The organism is Devosia oryzisoli, from assembly GCF_014837245.1.
GTDB classification, from domain to species: Bacteria; Pseudomonadota; Alphaproteobacteria; order Rhizobiales; family Devosiaceae; genus Devosia; species Devosia oryzisoli.
The window spans coordinates 279,509-296,874 of record NZ_JACYFU010000003.1 but is presented as its reverse complement, the minus strand read 5'-3'; the positions used below and the strand labels follow the sequence as shown (position 1 = coordinate 296,874).

At 64.8% G+C, this 17,366-nt stretch carries 13 protein-coding genes; 1 reads left to right on the top strand and 12 read right to left on the bottom strand.

From position 1 onward, the window contains the following. Positions 1-5 precede the first annotated feature (5 nt). The 6 genes from IC608_RS12950 to IC608_RS18165 form a co-directional block, all read right to left on the bottom strand. On the bottom strand, positions 6-1,679 hold the full coding sequence (locus IC608_RS12950; protein WP_191776100.1) for a glycoside hydrolase family 3 N-terminal domain-containing protein: 1,674 nt from the start codon (positions 1,677-1,679) through the stop codon (positions 6-8). Positions 1,680-1,819: 140 nt separating this feature from the next. Beyond that, on the bottom strand, positions 1,820-2,143 hold the full coding sequence (gene trxA / locus IC608_RS12945) for a thioredoxin (RefSeq protein ID WP_191776097.1): 324 nt from the start codon (positions 2,141-2,143) through the stop codon (positions 1,820-1,822). Positions 2,144-2,279: 136 nt separating this feature from the next. Continuing rightward, positions 2,280-5,714 carry a double-strand break repair helicase AddA gene (gene addA, locus IC608_RS12940; RefSeq protein WP_191776094.1) on the bottom strand — a complete coding sequence of 1,145 codons (3,435 nt, stop codon included), beginning with the start codon at positions 5,712-5,714 and terminating at the stop codon, positions 2,280-2,282. Further along, on the bottom strand, positions 5,711-8,728 hold the full coding sequence (gene addB / locus IC608_RS12935; protein WP_191776091.1) for a double-strand break repair protein AddB: 3,018 nt from the start codon (positions 8,726-8,728) through the stop codon (positions 5,711-5,713). Before addB ends, addA begins: the two co-directional genes overlap by 4 nt. Then, on the bottom strand, positions 8,725-9,408 hold the full coding sequence (locus IC608_RS12930) for a nucleotidyltransferase family protein (RefSeq protein WP_191776088.1): 684 nt from the start codon (positions 9,406-9,408) through the stop codon (positions 8,725-8,727). The genes addB and IC608_RS12930 overlap by 4 nt, the downstream gene beginning before the upstream one ends. Positions 9,409-9,462: 54 nt before the next feature. Beyond that, on the bottom strand, positions 9,463-11,970 hold the full coding sequence (locus IC608_RS18165) for a methyl-accepting chemotaxis protein (protein ID WP_248306367.1): 2,508 nt from the start codon (positions 11,968-11,970) through the stop codon (positions 9,463-9,465). Positions 11,971-12,122: 152 nt separating this feature from the next. Here IC608_RS18165 and IC608_RS12920 point away from each other — a divergent pair, with 152 nt between their 5' ends. Continuing rightward, positions 12,123-12,674 carry a DUF1003 domain-containing protein gene (locus IC608_RS12920; protein ID WP_191776085.1) on the top strand — a complete coding sequence of 184 codons (552 nt, stop codon included), beginning with the start codon at positions 12,123-12,125 and terminating at the stop codon, positions 12,672-12,674. Between the two features lie 11 nt (positions 12,675-12,685). Here IC608_RS12920 and accD read toward each other — a convergent pair whose 3' ends face one another. From accD to IC608_RS12890, 6 genes are all read right to left on the bottom strand, one after another. Then, on the bottom strand, positions 12,686-13,669 hold the full coding sequence (gene accD / locus IC608_RS12915) for an acetyl-CoA carboxylase, carboxyltransferase subunit beta (RefSeq protein WP_191776082.1): 984 nt from the start codon (positions 13,667-13,669) through the stop codon (positions 12,686-12,688). A gap of 109 nt (positions 13,670-13,778) precedes the next feature. Then, positions 13,779-14,603, bottom strand: coding sequence for a tryptophan synthase subunit alpha (gene trpA / locus IC608_RS12910; RefSeq protein ID WP_191776079.1), 825 nt, complete (start codon positions 14,601-14,603; stop codon positions 13,779-13,781). Further along, entirely contained in the window at positions 14,600-15,817 is a 1,218-nt protein-coding gene (trpB, locus tag IC608_RS12905) for a tryptophan synthase subunit beta (RefSeq protein WP_191776076.1), read from the bottom strand. Before trpB ends, trpA begins: the two co-directional genes overlap by 4 nt. Positions 15,818-15,936: 119 nt before the next feature. Continuing rightward, positions 15,937-16,584 (bottom strand): phosphoribosylanthranilate isomerase, encoded by a 648-nt coding sequence (locus IC608_RS12900; protein ID WP_191776072.1) that lies wholly within the window; start codon positions 16,582-16,584, stop codon positions 15,937-15,939. 46 nt (positions 16,585-16,630) lie between these two features. Next, the gene (locus tag IC608_RS12895; protein WP_191776069.1) at positions 16,631-16,993 is read right to left on the bottom strand and encodes a lipopolysaccharide assembly protein LapA domain-containing protein; all 363 of its coding nucleotides are present in this window, start codon (positions 16,991-16,993) and stop codon (positions 16,631-16,633) included. A 54-nt stretch (positions 16,994-17,047) separates the two neighbouring features. After that, complete coding sequence (locus IC608_RS12890) at positions 17,048-17,332, bottom strand: integration host factor subunit beta (protein WP_191776066.1); 285 nt, start codon at positions 17,330-17,332, stop codon at positions 17,048-17,050. Between the last annotated feature and the right edge of the window lie 34 nt (positions 17,333-17,366).

Here is a 17,366-nt window from a genome sequence, read left to right as displayed (position 1 = left end):
TCGCTCTAGTACCGCGCCTGATCGCTGCCGCAGAACGGGTCGAGCGGACTTTTTCCGGCGAACGGCGTTCGGCCGAGCAGGCAGGAAACCACGGCCGCCTGCATGTCCTCGTTCGATCCGTAGGCGTTGACATAGGTGGGGACGCGCGGCGCGTCGTGCAGGTAGTAGGGGAAGCCCAGCGACACCATGAGCGTCGGTACATCGTGCCAGTAGCGCTTCATCGCCCCGAACACGGAGCCCGTCAGGCTCTTCCAATTGAGGAATATGCGCTGCCGCGTCAGCAGCGTCTCTTCCGCCAGCAGATACAGCACGAGATCGAACTGATTGGGATCGATGCTCATCCCCGGCGCATATTCGGTGACGTCAAATCCCTCCCCGCGCAGAAGTTGGGGAATCGAAAGCGGTAGAGGAGCGGGCGCGAACGGCAGCACTACCCCGGTCGAAAAGACGAGCACGCGCTTGTGCCTGGCCAGTGAGAGCGGCAAGAGGCCCGGAAGGTCCTTGACCAGCGTAGGTACCCGAGCCGTCACCGCCCGCGCCGTCGCCAGGTTTTCCGCCGTGCGAACCCGCGTTCTGGCCCGCTCGAGGCTCGGGGCCTGTCGGTCAGGAATGTGCAGGCCCAGCCTGGCCTTGAGCGCGAGCACGCGCGTCACCGCTTCGTCGACGCGCTCCTGACTCAACCGCCCGTCGGCAACCGCCTTGACCAGATACATGAGATCCGCAGCGGGATCGTCCGAGAACAGGATGACGTCGCATCCCGCATTGACGCAGGCCGGAATCGTCTCTTCCCGCGGGCCCCAGTCACCAAACCCGGCCATCGGCGTGGCGTCGGAAACCACTAGGCCGTTGAAGCCGAGCCCCTCGCGCAGCAGCGTCCTCGTCAGGATGGGAGAAAGAGACGCCGGGCGGAAAGCCTCGGCCCCGGCCTCAGGATCGATCTCGCGGACGAAGGCGGGAAAGGCGATATGCGCCGACATGACGCTGAGCACTCCCGCGTCGATGGCTGCGCGATAGGTGCGACCGAAGGCGTGTTCCCAAGCCTCAAGGGAGAGCGGGTTGACCGTGGTCACCAGGTGCTGGTCGCGGTCGTCATAGCCTTCGCCCGGCCAATGCTTAACTGTTGCGGCCACACCGTTGCTCTGGAATGCAGCGATCTGCGCCAAGGCATGGCGTTCTGCGCGGGCCTGGTCATCGCCGAAAGAACGCGTGGCCACGATCGCGCTCTGCCAGGTGGCATTGAGGTCGATCACCGGCGTAAAGCTCCAGTTGAGCCCCACCGCCCGCGCCTCGCGCGCCATGATGGTCGAAATGGCCGTGGTTGCTTCCACTTCGTCGACCGCTGCCAGCCCAAGCGGGTTGGGCACCTCCGTGCCGAAGGGCAGGCTCATGCGGCTGCCTTCAAGGTCGGCGCTCACCAGCATGGGGACTGGCCCGACCTTGTCGATCTGCTCCATGAGGGCGAGCTCCCCCTCCAGGTCGGCCGTGAAGAGGCGCGTTACCCCTCCGGGCTTGAAGCTGCGAAGCGGTTCGACTGCCTCGGCTGCCGGCTCGCGCGAAATCAGCACGAGGAGCTGGGCGAGTTTGTCACGGGGGCTCAGGCTGTCGCGCGTGGCACTGACCCAGTCCAGCGCCGCTTGATCGAGGTGGAACGGAGCAGCGGTCAGATCGATGGCGGCCACGGGGCGCTCCTTGCTGTCAATATCAGTTATCGATGTCTACCAGCGTGCAGAGCCGGAAGGAACAGCCGCTTAGGCGGACGGGCTCAAACAAAAACACCGCCGGATTGCTCCGGCGGTGCTGAAACGGAAAGTGGCGCCGCTTAGGCGGCGTGGCCCTCGAGCCATTTGGAAAGGCCTGCCTTGGGGGTGCCAGCACCGATCTTCATGTCGACCGCTTCCCCGCCCTTGAACAGGATCATGGTGGGGATCGAGCGCACGCCATACTTGGTCATGGTCGAGGGGTTTTCGTCGACATTAAGCTTGACGATCTTCACCTTGCCGTCGAGCTCGCTTGAGAGTTCGTCCAGGACAGGGGCGATCGCCCGGCAGGGCCCGCACCATTCCGCCCAGAAGTCCACCAGGACAGGCTCTTTAGAGTTGAGGACTTCCTCGCCGAAATTGGCATCGGAAACTTGCTTCGTCATGGGTTAGTGCCTTTTGTTGAGCGCTTCGCTGAGACGACAGATCGCCCCGCGGCACGAAGCGCGACTAGAGTTCTACGAAAGCGGTGGCGTGTTTGCCCTCAAAGCTGGGAAGAGTCCAGCCTTCGGGCAAGCACTGTCACCGCAAGGTGAAGTCGCCTGTGGCCTCCGATAGAAGTTCAGGCGGCAAATTCATCAATGATCCCAGCTCCGTCCAAAGGATGGCGGCCTGGATAGTCCGGCCGGGGAAAAGCTGACCTGCGACCAATGCATATATCCCGAGCTGCCTCCGATATCGCTCCGGCACGTCAGCGACCTCTGAGGGTACTGTCGCGTCGGACTTGTAATCGACCACCAACACCTTGGAGTCGTCAACCACCAGCCGATCTATACGCCCAGAAAGCCGCACCGGTTCCTCGCGTCGCCTTGCCGCGATAAGAAACGGCACTTCGGCGCGGCTGTTGGGGCCGAACAGGGGGCCCAGTGCCGGCTGGCTCAGGATGGCAATTGCCTTGCCGGCGATACGCCCATGCTCCTCTGGATACTCCGGCATTAATGCCTCCAGCGCACGCGGCGCGACTTGAGCCCACGCCTGACGCGGTACTCGCCCCAAGTGCTGTAGCAGGGCATGCAGCGCCAATCCCGACTTTCGGGCGGCTTCTGCGTCGCGCGCCTGCTCCGCCAGGCTTTGCAGCACCACCTCGGGGCCGGCATGGTCATCGGTGCGGGAGGGAAAGACTATGGCGGCGCGCTTGGGTTCGGCGACTGCAGCAACCGTGAGCGGTTCGATGCGGTGCGGCGCTGTGATTCGGCCCCAGGGCTGGCCCGCATCGGGCAAGCGCTGCGGGTAGACCAGCGCCTGGACAACGCCATCGCCGTCTTCGACCGTTTCGCATTCGGCGCGCAGCGCTTGCTCGATGGCCTCAAACCACGTGCCGTCCAGAGACCCTTTCTGGGTCAGCGTGCCCGTCACATAAAGCTCATCTTCCGCCCGCGTCATGCCTACATAGAGGCGGCGCCAGTATTCCTGCGCCTGATTGTTATCGATCTCGGCTTTGATGGAAAGTGTCGCCGGAACGTGCTGATCGGCACGCGAAGCATGGATCAGCAGCGGTCCTGGTGGTCTGTCGGTCACGATGTAGACCGGTTTGCCCGTTTGTTGTCCGTTCGGCTTGGACGCTGCGTCGGCCAGAATGACGATGGGCGCTTCCAGCCCCTTGGCTCCGTGCACGGTCATCACCCGCACGCCAGCGCCTGCATCTGCCAATTCACGCTTTATGGTCAGGTTGCGCCGACGTCGGATGGCATGGGCAAAGCCCTGTAGCGAGGGCTGGCTGTCTTGCTCGTGCGCCAGTGCCAGCGCCAACAGTTCCGAGAGCACCTCGTCGACCTCTGGCCCAAGACGCGCGTGAAAGCGCTTGAGGCCCCCCTGAGCATAGAGCACGGCAGCAAGAAACTCATAGGGGCGCTCGAAATCGAGGCTGGCGCGCCAGTGGTTCAGCCGTTCCGCCGCTTCACGTGCAGCGGGGTGGGGAGAGGCACAGAGGGCCTGCCAAAGGCTTTGACCTGCCCTGTCGTGGGCGATCTCGAACAACGCCTCTTCGGTGACGTCGAACAGCGGCGAGCGCAACAAGGCCGCCAGCTGCAGGCTGTCGGCGGGATTGAGGAGAACATCGATCAGTGCGAGCAGATCGAGCACGGCAATGTGGCTGGTCACGCCGAGCCGGTCCGCCCCCGGCGTTGGTACGCCTTCTGCCCGCAGCGCCCGGATGATCTCATGGAACAGCACGCTGCGCGATTGCACGAGCACCAGAACGTCGTCGGCGGCAACCGGACGGCCCCGCTCGCCCAGAAGCCGGCCATTGCTCAGCCAACCCCTGATCTCCCGGGCGATCCGCAGGGCCACCTGACGCGCCGCACTCTGTTCGGCGTCCAGTGGCACTTCGGGCCACTGGGTATCGTCCCGGCCGAGTTTGACCTCCGCTATGGGTGGCCACAGCGTCACCGTGCCTCCCGATTGTGTTCGCGCCGGCGCATGTCCGACGCGGTCTTCTGAAAGAAGGGCCAGCCGAATGTCTTCGCGCGAGCACACCGCGTCGACCGCCGCCAGGATGCCAGGCAGCGTCCGGAAACTGGTGTGAAGCTTGACCGCTTCGAAATGCCGCTCGGCCTGTTTCGCACGCCGCGCGAACTCTCGCCCCGTCTGTGCAAACAGCACCGGCTCCGCGCCCTGAAACGAATAGATCGACTGCTTCTGATCGCCCACGGCAAACAGCGAACGAGGGCGTTGCACAGCGCCTTCGCCAGCGAAGAATTCTTCCGCCAAGGCCCTCACGACCCGCCATTGCCGGTCATTGGTATCCTGGCTTTCGTCCACCAGAATATGATCGATTCCGGCATCGAGCTTGTAACGGACCCAGGGACCCATCGAGCGCTCGGTGAGAAGGTCGCCCAGCCGCTCCACAAGGTCATCGAAGTCGAGCATTGAGTGATGCCGCTTTTCGCCCGTGTAGCGCTGGTGTATCGCGGCGATCATATCCAGGACCGCCCCGCTGCGCTCCATCATCTCCGCCGCCTGCAGCTCAAGCCTGAGCGCATCGAGCCTTTGCTGCTCGGCTTGGAGCACCGCGTGCAGGTGGGGAAAAGCCTCGATTTCCTTTTTGACCATCAGCCGCGTTCGCGGCTCACCTTTTCCGTTGAAAAAGGCGGCGCGCAGCCCCTCAAGGTGGGGCCGGTCCGGATCGAGGCGGGCGAGGAGATCGGCGCACTTGCTGTTGCCGGTCGGGTCGCCGCCGCAGTTGAGCACGATCTCGCGCAGGAGTTGCGGCGTGAGGAGGCTTTCGGCGAGCGTGGCCGCATTGATTGCTGCAGCAGGCCGGTCGGTGCCGCCGAGCAGTTGCGCCAGCCTTTCCTTGGCGCCCTGTACATCATCCAGCACGGCGCGCAGTCGAGCCCCTTCCGCCAGCGCGACATTAATGGCCTTGGTAATGGCATCGTCGCTCATAAGGCCGAACAGGCTTTCAACGGCCGCCGCATGTTCCCCGCCACGCAGCCCTTCCGCCAGCACTGCCTCGCGGGCGGCTAGGATCATGCCCTCGCGCTGATCGTCCTCGATCACGGAAAAGTCGAAGGGCACGCCCGCCTCGATAGGGAAGCGATGCAGCACCGCCTCGCAAAAGGCGTGGATCGTCTGGATGCGGAGGCCTCCTGGCGTTTCCAGCGCCTTGGCGAAAAGTGTGCGCGCCAAGCCGGCAAGCCCAGGCTGTGGCGGTTGGCCCGTCAGTGCTTCGAGCCTATCGTGCAGTTCCGCGTCGCCGGCCACTGCCCACGCGGCCAGTTGCGCCCCGACACGCTGACGCATCTCGGCTGCCGCCGCCTTTGTGTAGGTCAGGCAGAGGACCGTTTGCGGCTCTACCCCAGCCAGCAGCAGGCGCAGCACCCGCTGGGTAAGCACAAACGTCTTGCCTGAACCGGCATTGGCCTCCACCCACACCGAATGGTGGGGATGGCTGGCCTTGGCCTGGGTGAGGCTGGTGTCGAAAGGAACCTGGAGCGGTCCGCGCTCTGCGCTCATGATGGATCCTCGCCGTCGTCGACGCTCGTCCACTCGGCGACCCGCGCGAGATGGTCATATGCTCCGGCAAAACGTTGCGTGCGAAGGGGTAGCAGCCGCGCCGGCATAGGCGTGTCGCGCAAGAGGAACAGCTCCACATGGCCCTGCAGCCGCCGCCCGATTTCTTCGGCGGCGTCCATCAGGTCCATGGCGTCAGGCGTCGCGAACCGGCTTGGCCGGAAGGCATCAGGGCCGAGCGCAATCTTGACGTAGGTGAGGGCGCTGGACGGTGCGGCGGCAACGCCTGCCATGCCTCCCGCCTGGGCAATCAGCGCCTCCACCGGCATCTGCGGTGCCTCGAAGGCGCGCATGGCCGCGGGCGCGGGTGGCGATCCGGTCTTGAAGTCCATGATTTCGAGCGTGCCGTCGATGAGCTCATCCACGCGATCCGCCCGTCCTTCGATCCTGACCGGCTCGGCCATGGGCAGTAACCACGATCCGTTCACCTCCGCATGCCGATGGCGCACCCGCTGCGCCCGTTCCGTCTCGAAGGCCAGGAATTGCTCTGCGGCGCTCGAGAAGCGCCTGAGCCACAGTTCCTTACGCTCGCCGACCGCCTCCAGCGCCGCAAATTCGGCCCGCGCGATCTCCATCAGGCGATCAAGGGCATCCACGCCAGCCGGATCGTGCCCTTCAGCGACGAAGCGGGCGAAAATGGCATGTACCACCGTCCCCCGCTCCCGGGCGTCGGGCTCTTCGCCCAGTGCATCGAGCGGCCGCAGCCCCAACACATACTTGGCGTAGAGATCGTACGGCGAGCGCATCAGCGTCTCGACCTCGGTGACGGAAATGCGGCGCGGGCGCTGGGCTGCCGGCGGATTGGGCGCGGGCCGGCCTGCGCTTGCAACCCTATCGACGGCGTCGATCCGCTGCGCATCGGACAGCCACCGCTGTCCGTGTTGCCGCATTAGCTTCGCAGCTTCCTCGCCGATGAACGCATCGAGTCGCTGCAGCAAACGCGAGGGCAGGGCGGGGCTTCCGCCGAGCCGCTGTGCGTAAGCCAGAATCACCGTGGCGTTTCCCATGGCCTGGGCAAAATCGTGGGCCGCGAGCCCCTGCTGCCGTTCGGGCGGCTCCAGACCTGCTTTGATCCGCATGCCGCGGCTGAGCCACGGCCCCGGGTCGGCCGGCCCCGGCCATTTGTCCTCGTTGAGCGCCGCGAGGATCATCACGTCCGGGCTCATGAGACGGGCCTCGAGTTGTCCCCAGATGGCGATGTCTTGCCGCCGCTCCAGCCGATTGCGGACGGAAACCCCCTCCATCAGTGCGTTCAGCACAGCGTCCATGGCGACAGGGACGAAGCGATGTCCGCGATTGGCAAGGTCTGCCACGGCCTTCGCCCAGTCGCGCAACTCGTCTTTGCCTCGCAACGGCGCGCCGTCACTGATCGCTTCCATGGCGGCCCATAGCCCCTCCGCGAGCGCCGGCCCATCGAGATCCGCTGCTTTGACGAGGGTCAGAAGCGGTGCGAGGGCCGCCGAGAGCTCGTCGAGCAGTGCCCCGATCGCCGCCCCATCGTCTGCGGACAGGCGCCGGGCGACGCGTTCTGTGCTCCTGGAAAGATTCGCCTCCAGACTGCGCCGCAACCCTTCGAGACCCGGCGCGAGCCGCTGTCCGCGCAGCAGGCCGAGCTCGATGTCGTCCGCCAGCTTGGCTATCGTGCTTCGGTCGCGCCCGACCAGAGCGCCGCGGTTGCGGAGCAGCGCCATGACGTCCACGGCGGCGCACCCTCCGGCTGCGACCTGGAGGATTTGACGCGCGAGGCGGCCAGCTGGGGAGTGAAAGAGCGGCACGCCGGCAGCGTCGTCCACAAAAATGTCGAAGCGTGCGAGTTCGGCGGCAATTCGGCGCGCAAGATTGCGGTCGGGGGTAACGATGCCGACAGTTTTGCTCTCCTCCAGCGCCGCTCGCGCCAAAAGAGCAATCGCTCGCGCCTCCTCGTCTTCGGTGCGCGCAGCGATGATGCTGACGCCATCGAGCGCGGCATCGAGGCCTTCTGGTGCGAAGCGGTGGCGCGCCCAATCGGCCGTGTCGGCAGTCAAGGCAAGAGCGAGCCTGACAAGTTGAGTACGCGGATGTGTGGCGGGCCCCAGCGTCTCCACTTGCGCCGGCCCTGCGCCCAGATCGCGCAGGAGATGCGCCAGCCCATATTGCGGATGCCCCTGCGGATTGTTGCTGGGGTCCAGCAGTGCGGCATGAGCGTCCCCATCGAGCGTCGTATCCAGCCCCGGCAGCACGACAACGCCGCGCGGCAGGCGGGCAATGGCGGCCAGAAGGCGCGCCGTCGCGGGGATCGAACCCGTCGATCCTGCCGCGATCACGGGCCGGTCACCGAACAGCAGCGGCGCGGCCATGGCCTGCCGGTCGAGCCGCAGCCGCCGCAGTGCAGCCGCATCGGCCCGGCCTTCCCCTTGCTGATCTGGCCACGCACGAAGCGCAATATCGAGGAAGGTCAGCGTCTGCTGCCAATAATTGCCCAGTTCGGGTCCCATTTCGGCGCCCACGGCCCGAATGTCGCCGGCGCTACGTTCCTCGATCAGGAGATCGTCAATGAGGGTGCCAAGGGCCTCGGCCATGCCGAAAATCTCGGCGGCCGTTGGGGGGGTAGCAAACGCTTGTCGGCCTGCTTCGGTCCCGGCCCACCCCGCCACGAGGTGAGAGAGCGTCATGCGCCGCTCGAGCCGGCTGGTCGCTTTGGGCAGGGGTGGCGCCTCAAACGGGGGCAGGAACGGTTCCTCGTCCGCTTCGTCACCGCCAAAAGTTCGGATATCGGGCAGGAGGCCGACGAAGCCCGGATGGTTGGAAAAGGCGGTGGCCAGTGCCTGTCGTGCCCGCTGCGTGGGCAGGATTATGGTCACATCGCTCAGCCAGAACGGCCCGCTCTGCGCCCAACCGCCCAGAAGCCGCCCATCCATCACGCCCTCGACCAGCGCCGGCAGAAACGGGACGTGCGGCGGAATGGAGAAAAGGCTCATGCGGAAAGGGCCTGCTCGGCTTCGGTCAGAGCCTTGGGGTCACCCACATGATACCACGGCGCATCCAGCATGACGCCCCGCAGGGTCTCGCGCGCCTGCGCCGCCTCGAACAGCGTGAGCAGCGAAAAGGGTCCCTCCGGCGTGTTGGCAAAGGCGGACTTGCCCATCAGAACGACACCCGCATAGATCACCGGGGCGCCGTAGTCCGGCGTGATTTCACCACTGGGCGCCAGACAGAAATCATGGCTGCGCCCAAATCCGGTGGCGCGATGCGGCTGCACACAGAGAAGCGTTATACTGCCCGGCTCATGGCGCTCGATCATCCGCGCCAGCGGCCGGTCGATGCCGGCAGGCCAGAAGGCGTCCGTGTTCATCACAAAAAACGGATCCGAATGGACCATGGTCAGGGCGGCCTTCACGCCCCCGCCCGTATCGAGCAGCACGTCTTCACGGTTGACCTTGAGCAGTCCCGCAAAGTGCGCCAGCACCTGGTCGGCGTGGTGGTGCGCGTTTGCGGTGAACCGCGTGGCACCTTCCGCCCGGGCACTCGCCATGACACGTTCGATCAGTGGGATACCGCCTACGCGGATCAAAGGTTTGGGCGTCGAGTCCGTTAGTGGCCTGAGGCGCCGCCCCAGACCGGCGGCCAGCAGCATGATATCGGGGAATCGGCTGGGCATGTCCATGCCCGGGATAAGAGCGGCGCGAACCGCTCTTGTCCAGTTGTCAGAGCCTCAAAACTCCGGCCAATCGACTTCTGCCTTGAGCGCGGTATTGCCACGCTTCAGGTAGGTGGTGGCGGCGGTCTTGAGTTTATCCTGGATGCCGCGGATGCCGGATACCGGCGTCACGGCAGCTGCGGGCGCGGGCTTTGTGGCTGACGGGACCGCGACGGTGAAGATATCCACGATCCGATCGAGCTCGCTGGCCTGCGCCTCGGTCTGCTCGATCGCTGCATTCGTCTGTTCCACGAGCGCAGCATTGTGCTGCGTCATCTCGTCCATGGTGCGGACGGCGACGGTCACTTCCTCGATCGCCGAGGCCTGCGCCTTGCTGTCTTGCGCGATGGTCTGCAGCGCCACGGTGTTGCCGCGGATGGCTTCGAGCATGCTGGTGAGCTTGCCGGCCGCCTCTGCGACCAGCTTGGTGCCGCCAGAGACCTCCGCACCGCTCTGCTCGATCAGCGCCTTGACGTCTGCCGAAGCGCTGGCGGCACTCTGCGCCAGCCGCCGCACTTCCACTGCGACCACCGCGAAACCCTTGCCCGCGTCTCCGGCACGGGCGGCCTCCACAGAGGCGTTAAGCGCCAGAAGATTGGTCTGGAATGCGATGTCGTCGATCAGGCCGATGATGTTGGAAATCTTGGCCGACGACGCGGTGATGCGGTCCATGGCCGCGGTCGCCTGTGCCATCACCTGGCCACCATCCTCGGCTGCCCGTGAGACGTCATGTGCCTTTTGGCTGGCGTCTTCGGCTCGGCCCGCATTGTCCAAAACCGTTTGCGCCAGTTGCTCCATGGTGGCCGAGGTTTCCTCGATGGTCGCGGCCTGCTTAGTGGTCCGTTCGGAAAGATCATTGGCACCCGAGAGGATTTCGCCAGTGGCTCGCTTGAGGGCGCCGGACGTTGCGCGCAATTGCCCCACGATCTCCCCAAGCTTCTCGGCCACCGCATTGGTGTCCGCCTTGAGGCGCGCGAACGCTCCCTGATACTGCCCTTCAACGCGCCGCGTGAGATTGGCGTCGGCGAGGGCCGACAGGACAGAGCCGGTTTCATCGAGACCACGCTCCACCGTTTCCACGAGACGATTGACCGATCCCGCCAATGCGTTGAGCTCGGCATCGGAAAACTGCGCCTCGACGCGCTTGGTGAAGTCACCGGCCACGGCCGCGTCAACGACGTCGCCAAAGGCGCGCTGCAACGTGGTCATCATGCGCGCGCGCTCTTGCTGGCTGGCTAATGCCTGAGCCGCTTCCGCCTCGGTGAGCTGGTGCACGCGCCGGCCGTTCTCGCGGAACACCTCTACCGCCTTGGCCATGGCGCCCAATTCGTCGGTGCGGTCGCCGGCCGGAACCGTCACGTCCAGATTGCCGTCCGCCACCAACTTCATTGTATCGGTGAGCCGGCTGATGGGGCGAGTGATAGTGCGCGAGAACAGGAGACCTGCGGCGGCCACCACCACAAGGAGAGCGGCACCGATCAGCAGCATCATGTTGCGCATGTTGGTGACGGGCGCCAACACTTCGTCGGTCGCCATAACTGCCACCCCCGCCCAGGGTTTACCCGGCGTGGTAATCGGCGCTGCGGCCAACAGCATGTCAGTCGCGCGGTAGTTTGTGCTTTCGCCATTGCTTGCCGTGCCGGAGAGAGCCTCCTCGACAACGGGTGCACTGAAGCTTGTGGCCAGCGCATCATTGCCCTCGGTGAAGATCGAGTTCGAGCGCAGGAGGCCATCAGGGCCCACCACCACGACCTCGCCGCTCTCGCCCAGACCGGTTCGGCTGCCGATGACGTCGTCGAGGCGCTCCGGGGGCAATTGTATGGCCAGTACTCCGACCTTACGGCCCTGAGCGTTGAAGACAGGCTTGGCAAAGAAGCTGGCCGGCTTGTCGGCGGCTGCCTCATACGGCGCGAAATCGGTGAAGGCGATGCCATCGGGGTCCTCGATGGCCACCGCAGCGCGGAATGCCTCACCTAGCCCGCTATCAGCCATCGGCCCGCCCTCGGCGAAGCTGGTGCCGAAGTCGGCGCCCTTACTCACCGAATACATCAACACGCCCTTGGGATCGAAGAGATAGAGATCGCGATAGCCGCGCGCCCCGATCTGGCTGCGGAATCCCTTGTGGAACCGCGTATGCGTCACGTCATAATTGCCGGTGGTGCCCAAGGTCTCGAGCGCCGACAGATCATCCTTGTTGGGGTTATCGTCGACGTAAACCTTGCGGACTTCGGCGGTGGGATCGGTCTTGAACTGAAGCCAGGCGCCACCAAAATCGCGCAGTGCCTGAACAGTGGCTTCGGAGCGGGAGGTCGCCACGAGGTCGTCTTCCACCGCCTTGAGATAGGTCGAGACGGCATCGGCACGTTCGCTTGCCAGAGTAACCAGAGTGTTCTCGGCAGAGCTGCGCAACGCTTCCGAGCCGATCATGTAGCTGGCCGTGCCAACGCCAAGGCTTACCAGCAAGGCGGACCCAAGCAGGGCTAGTGGCAGTTTGCGGGCAATAGGCAAGGAAAAGCGACGCATCAGGGTCCCCCATCGCGCATCCGGTCACGCATAGGTACGCCCGTTGTGTTTAACTGCCGGTAAAACTCCCCCCGTGTGGTGGCATGCCGTGCGTTAGAAGCGGGAGCGAAAGGGCCGGCTGCAGGTTTGGTCGGTCGTCTTGAGGAACACGGATGGCCGGCACCAAGTCTCATTCCCAAAGCCCTAGTACGGAAAGTGCGCCCGCGCTCAATCCCGCTCTGGAGCGCAATATCGACGCGGTTCTGGAGAGGCGGCGGAGGGAGGCCCAGAAGGCGTCACTGCAGGACAAGGTCGCCATCGCTATCAGCGCCTTCGCCGGCAGCATGCCTTTCGTCTATTTGCATCTGCTGATTTTCGGCGGGTGGATCGCCATCAACACACGCCTCGTGCCGGCATTGCCGGCGTGGGATCCATCTCTGGTGGCGTTGGCCATGGTGGCTTCGGTGGAAGCCATTTTCCTCTCCACCTTCGTACTCATAAACCAGAATCGCATGGCCGGCGAGGACAACGCGCGGGCCGAGCTCGACCTTCAGATCGGTCTTCTCAACGAGCACGAAACCACGCGCCTTATTGCCTTGGTGGAAGCGATTGCCGAACGGCTCGATGTACATTCCGAGGCCGACGCTGAGCTCGAAGAACTCAAGCGCGACGTGGCTCCCGAAAAGGTGCTGGACCGCATCAAGGACGCCGAGGAGCGGGACTAGCCTTGCTCTCCCTACTCGGCGTGGGCGGCCAACGCAGGCAGATTGGCGTCATCGTCGTCGCCCTCGGCAGCCAGGGCAGCCTCCCGGAGACTGGCCTGGGCGGTTGCCGCCTTACTTCCTGCCGTGGTGATTGCGTCGTTGGCCGGTCCCTTGGTGAGGATGGAGGCCAGTGAGCCGATGGTCGAGCGAAGATTATGCCGGTGCACCACCATGTCGATCATGCCGTGCTCATAGAGATATTCCGACCGCTGGAAGCCCTTGGGCAGTTTTTCGCGGATGGTCTGCTCGATCACCCGCTGGCCAGCAAACCCGATCAGCGCGCCGGGTTCGGCGATGTGCACGTCCCCCAGCATGGCATAAGACGCCGTCACGCCACCGGTGGTGGGGTTGGTGATGACCACGAAAAACGGCAGGCCAGCCTCGCGCAGGCGCAGAACCGCGACAGTGGTACGCGGCATCTGCATCAGGCTCAGCACGCCTTCCTGCATGCGCGCGCCGCCCGAGGAGACGAAAAGAATAAAGGGGGTCTTCCGCTCCACGGCGGTCTCGAGGCCGGTGATGATGCCCTGGCCGGCCGCCATGCCCAGCGAACCACCCATGAAGTCGAAGTCCTGCACCGCGACGGTGACGTCGCGCTCATAGAGCTTCCCCGTCGCCACCAGCACGCTATCCTCGTGGCCGGTCTTGGCGCGATTTTCCTTGAGGCGGTCGGTGTAGCGCTTCTGATCGCGGAATTTCAGCGGATCCACCGGCACCGAGCCGACCGGGACCAGGTCGTATTTGCCCTCGTCGAGGAAATTGGCCAGCCGGTCCGCCGGCTTGATCTTCATATGGTAGCCCGAATTGGGCACCACCCACTGGTTCGCTTCGAGATCGCGATAGAACACCATCTCGCCCGACTCCGGGTCCTTGACCCAGAGATTTTCCGGCGTTTCCCGCTTGTTGGTGAGGAAGGAGCGGATTTTGGGGCGGACGAAATTGTCGATCCAGTTCATGGCGCGGCCTTTCGCGGTGAGCTTTCGGTCACCTAGTCGTCAATTGTGGCATTTCTTATCAGGGGGAACCGCCGAGGGCAAAGCCGGTTGCACCGGCTGCTGTGGACAGTTATTGCCGCGCCCGCCGCACGCCCTGCGCCAGGTCGGCGACGATGTCGCGCACCGCTGCCACGGTCCGCTCGGTTGCCCTGCCCTCATCGAGAGACTTGCCCACCGCATCGACCAGCACCGAGCCCACCACGATCCCGTCCGCATGCCGCCCGATATCGGCCGCGTCGTCGGCCGTCTTGATGCCGAAGCCCACGGCGACCGGAAGGTCGGTATGCGCCTTGATCCGGTCGACCGCCTCGCCCACGGCGCCGCGCGACTTGATCGCCGCCCCGGTCACGCCCGTCATGGAGACGTAGTAGACGAACCCCGAGGTGTTCGCGAGAACCGTGGGCAGGCGCCTGTCGTCCGTGGTCGGCGTCGTGAGGCGGATGAAGTTGATGCCGGCCTTGAGCGCGGGCAGGCACAATTCCTCGTCTTCCTCAGGCGGCAGGTCCACCACAATGAGGCCGTCCACCCCCGCTTGCGTGGCATCGGCCAGAAAGCGGTCCACGCCATAGATATAGATGGGGTTGTAATAGCCCATGAGCACGATCGGGGTCGTCTCGTCCTTGCGGCGAAATTCCTCCACCATCCCCAGCACGCCCGTCAGCGTCTGTCCGCTGGCCAGAGCCCGTTGTCCGCCTAGCTGGATGGCGACGCCATCGGCCATCGGGTCAGAAAACGGCATGCCCAGCTCGATGACGTCCGCACCCGCCTGCGGCAGGGCGTTGAGAATGGCTTGGCCGGTCGGCAGGTCGGGATCACCCGCCATGACGAAGGTGACGAGCGCGGGGCGATTTTCGGCCTTGAGCGCGGCGAAGCGCCGGTCGATACGGGTAGTCATGAGTTGAGCAGTCCCAGATATTTGCCGACGCTTTCGACGTCCTTGTCGCCGCGGCCCGAAAGACACAGCACCACCGACTGGTCCTTGTCCAGCGTTGGCGCCAGCTTCATCACCTGGGCCAGGCCGTGCGCCGATTCCAGCGCCGGGATGATGCCTTCGGTGCGGGTCAACAACTGGAACGCCTCGAGCGCTTCCTTGTCGGTGATCGGCACATAGGTCACGCGCTGCGTGTCGTGCAGCCACGAGTGCTCCGGGCCGACGCCGGGATAGTCGAGGCCGGCCGAGATGGAGTGACCCTCGAGAATCTGCCCGTCCGCGTCCTGCAGCAGATAGGTGCGATTGCCGTGCAGCACGCCCGGCCGCCCGCCCGTCATGGACGCGGCGTGGCCGTTTTCCACGTCGATGCCGTGTCCGCCCGCCTCGGCGCCATAAAGGGCGACATCAGCGTCGTCGAGGAAGGCGTGGAACGTGCCAATGGCGTTCGAGCCGCCCCCGACGCAGGCAACGACCGCGTCCGGCAGTCGGCCCTCTGCCTCTTGGAATTGAGCCTTGAGCTCCGTACCGATGACGCTCTGGAAGTCGCGCACCATCTCCGGATAGGGGTGAGGACCCGCCGCGGTGCCGATGAGGTAATAGGTGCTCTCCACATTGGTCACCCAGTCGCGCAGCGCCTCGTTCATGGCGTCCTTGAGCGTTCCGGCCCCCGCGGTCACCGGCCGCACTTCGGCGCCGAGCATCTTCATGCGCAGCACGTTCGGCGCCTGCCGCTCGACGTCTGTCGCGCCCATGAAGATGGTGCAGGGCAGGTCGAACTTGGCGCAGACGGTGGCCGTGGCGACGCCATGCTGTCCGGCGCCGGTCTCGGCGATGACGCGCGTCTTGCCCATGCGCTTGGCCAGGAGAATCTGCCCCAGGCAATTGTTGATCTTGTGCGAGCCGGTGTGATTGAGCTCCTCGCGCTTGAGCCATACCTTGGCTCCTCCCAGATGCTGCGTCAGCCGCTCGGCAAAGTAGAGCGGGCTGGGCCGGCCTGTGTAGTGCGTGGCAAGGTTCTGTAGCTCGGCCTGATAGGCGGGATCGGTCTTGGCGGCGCGATAGTGCCGTTCCAAATCGAGGATCAGGGGCATCAGCGTTTCGGCCACGAACCGGCCGCCATAGATGCCGAAACGGCCATGCTCGTCGGGGCCGTTGCGCAGGGAATTGATGCCGTCCATTATGGAGGTCCTAACTTTCTCGCCGTTCTCTGGGCCTTGCTGCAGCCGTCGAGAACGCTGGTAGAGTGCCCGGCACCCGCGGGGCCTGAGAGACACACCGTGAGGCCGGTCGAAAATCGCTATACGGCCGCCCGGGCGTTTCGGATGAAGGCCTCGATCAGCTTCGGGCTCTTGACGCCGGGTGCCGTCTCCACGCCCGAGGATACGTCTATGCCCATGGGCCTGACCGTCCGAACCGCCGCGGCCACCGTGTCTGGCGTCAGGCCACCGGAAAGCATGAACGGGATCGACCGGTCAAGCGCTTCGAGCAGGCTCCAGTCGAAACTCTCGCCCAGCCCGCCCGGACGTTCGGCGCCTTTGGGCGGTTTGGCGTCGAGCAGGATGCGGTCGGCGACCTCGGCGAAGCCGTTTACATGGGTCACGTCTTCGGCGCCGCCGATGGGCAGCGCCTTGATGATCTCGACGCCGGCTTCGGCGCGGATCGACTCCACGCGATGCGGTGTTTCCGGCCCATGCAACTGTATCCAGTCCGGCCCCAGCGCCGCTACTTCGGCCACGCAGCTATTGTCCGGATTGACGAGCACGACGCAGCTTTCGATCCGCCCGCGGGCCGCTGAAATCAGCCCGGCCAGATCCTCAATCGACACGTGTCGGGGTGAACGGGAAAAATGCATGAATCCCACCATGTCGGCGCCGGCCGCGATGGTGGCTTCAAGCAATTCGTCAGTCTTGATGCCGCAGATTTTGATGATCAGGGGATCGGCCATCGGGAAAGCTCAACCGGGGGTGAGGGAGGAAGGGTAGCGCCGACCATCAGCGCACATCCAGGAGATCGTCAACTTCGGTCAGGGGGACGCCGGGGCTGACAGCTTGCTGGCGCCGCAGCGTCTCAAGCTCCTCCTGGAGCATGCGCGCTTCCTTGCGCCAGTGGCGCTCACGCTTGCGGTGTGGCCCTTGGGCGAACCAGGTCGCGATGCCGCCCAGCAAGACGCCAATCAGCAGCACCACATAGAGAATGACGAACAGCGGAATGCCGTACCCATCTGCGGTCTCGGGCGCCGGGCCAACGAATGGGTTGAGGTTGACCGCCACCAGGTGGCGGTTGGCCAGCGCGAAGGCCACGAGCAGCGCACAGAGCGGGACTAGAACCAGCCAGCCGACGATTTTGTTGACCATGGGTCGATACTGCCGGAGCCTAGGCTCCGTCCCTGTCGTGCGGCGGCCTGTCGCTTACGAGGAGCGGTTGAGGCGCTCGCGGATTTCCTTGCCCGCCTTGAACTGCGGCACGTATTTTTCGCCCACTTCGACCTGCTCGCCAGTTCGGGGATTGCGCCCGACCCGGGCCGGACGGTTCTTAACGGAAAAGGCCCCGAAGCCGCGCAGTTCCACGCGGTCGCCGCGCGCCATGGCGTCGCCGACCTCGTCCAGGATGGCATTGACGATGTTCTCGATATCACGCTGGAAGAGATGCGGATTTTCCGCGGCAAGCTTTTCGACGAGTTCGGACTTGATCATCAAAAACTCCGGTTTCCGGACGCCTTGGCAGGCA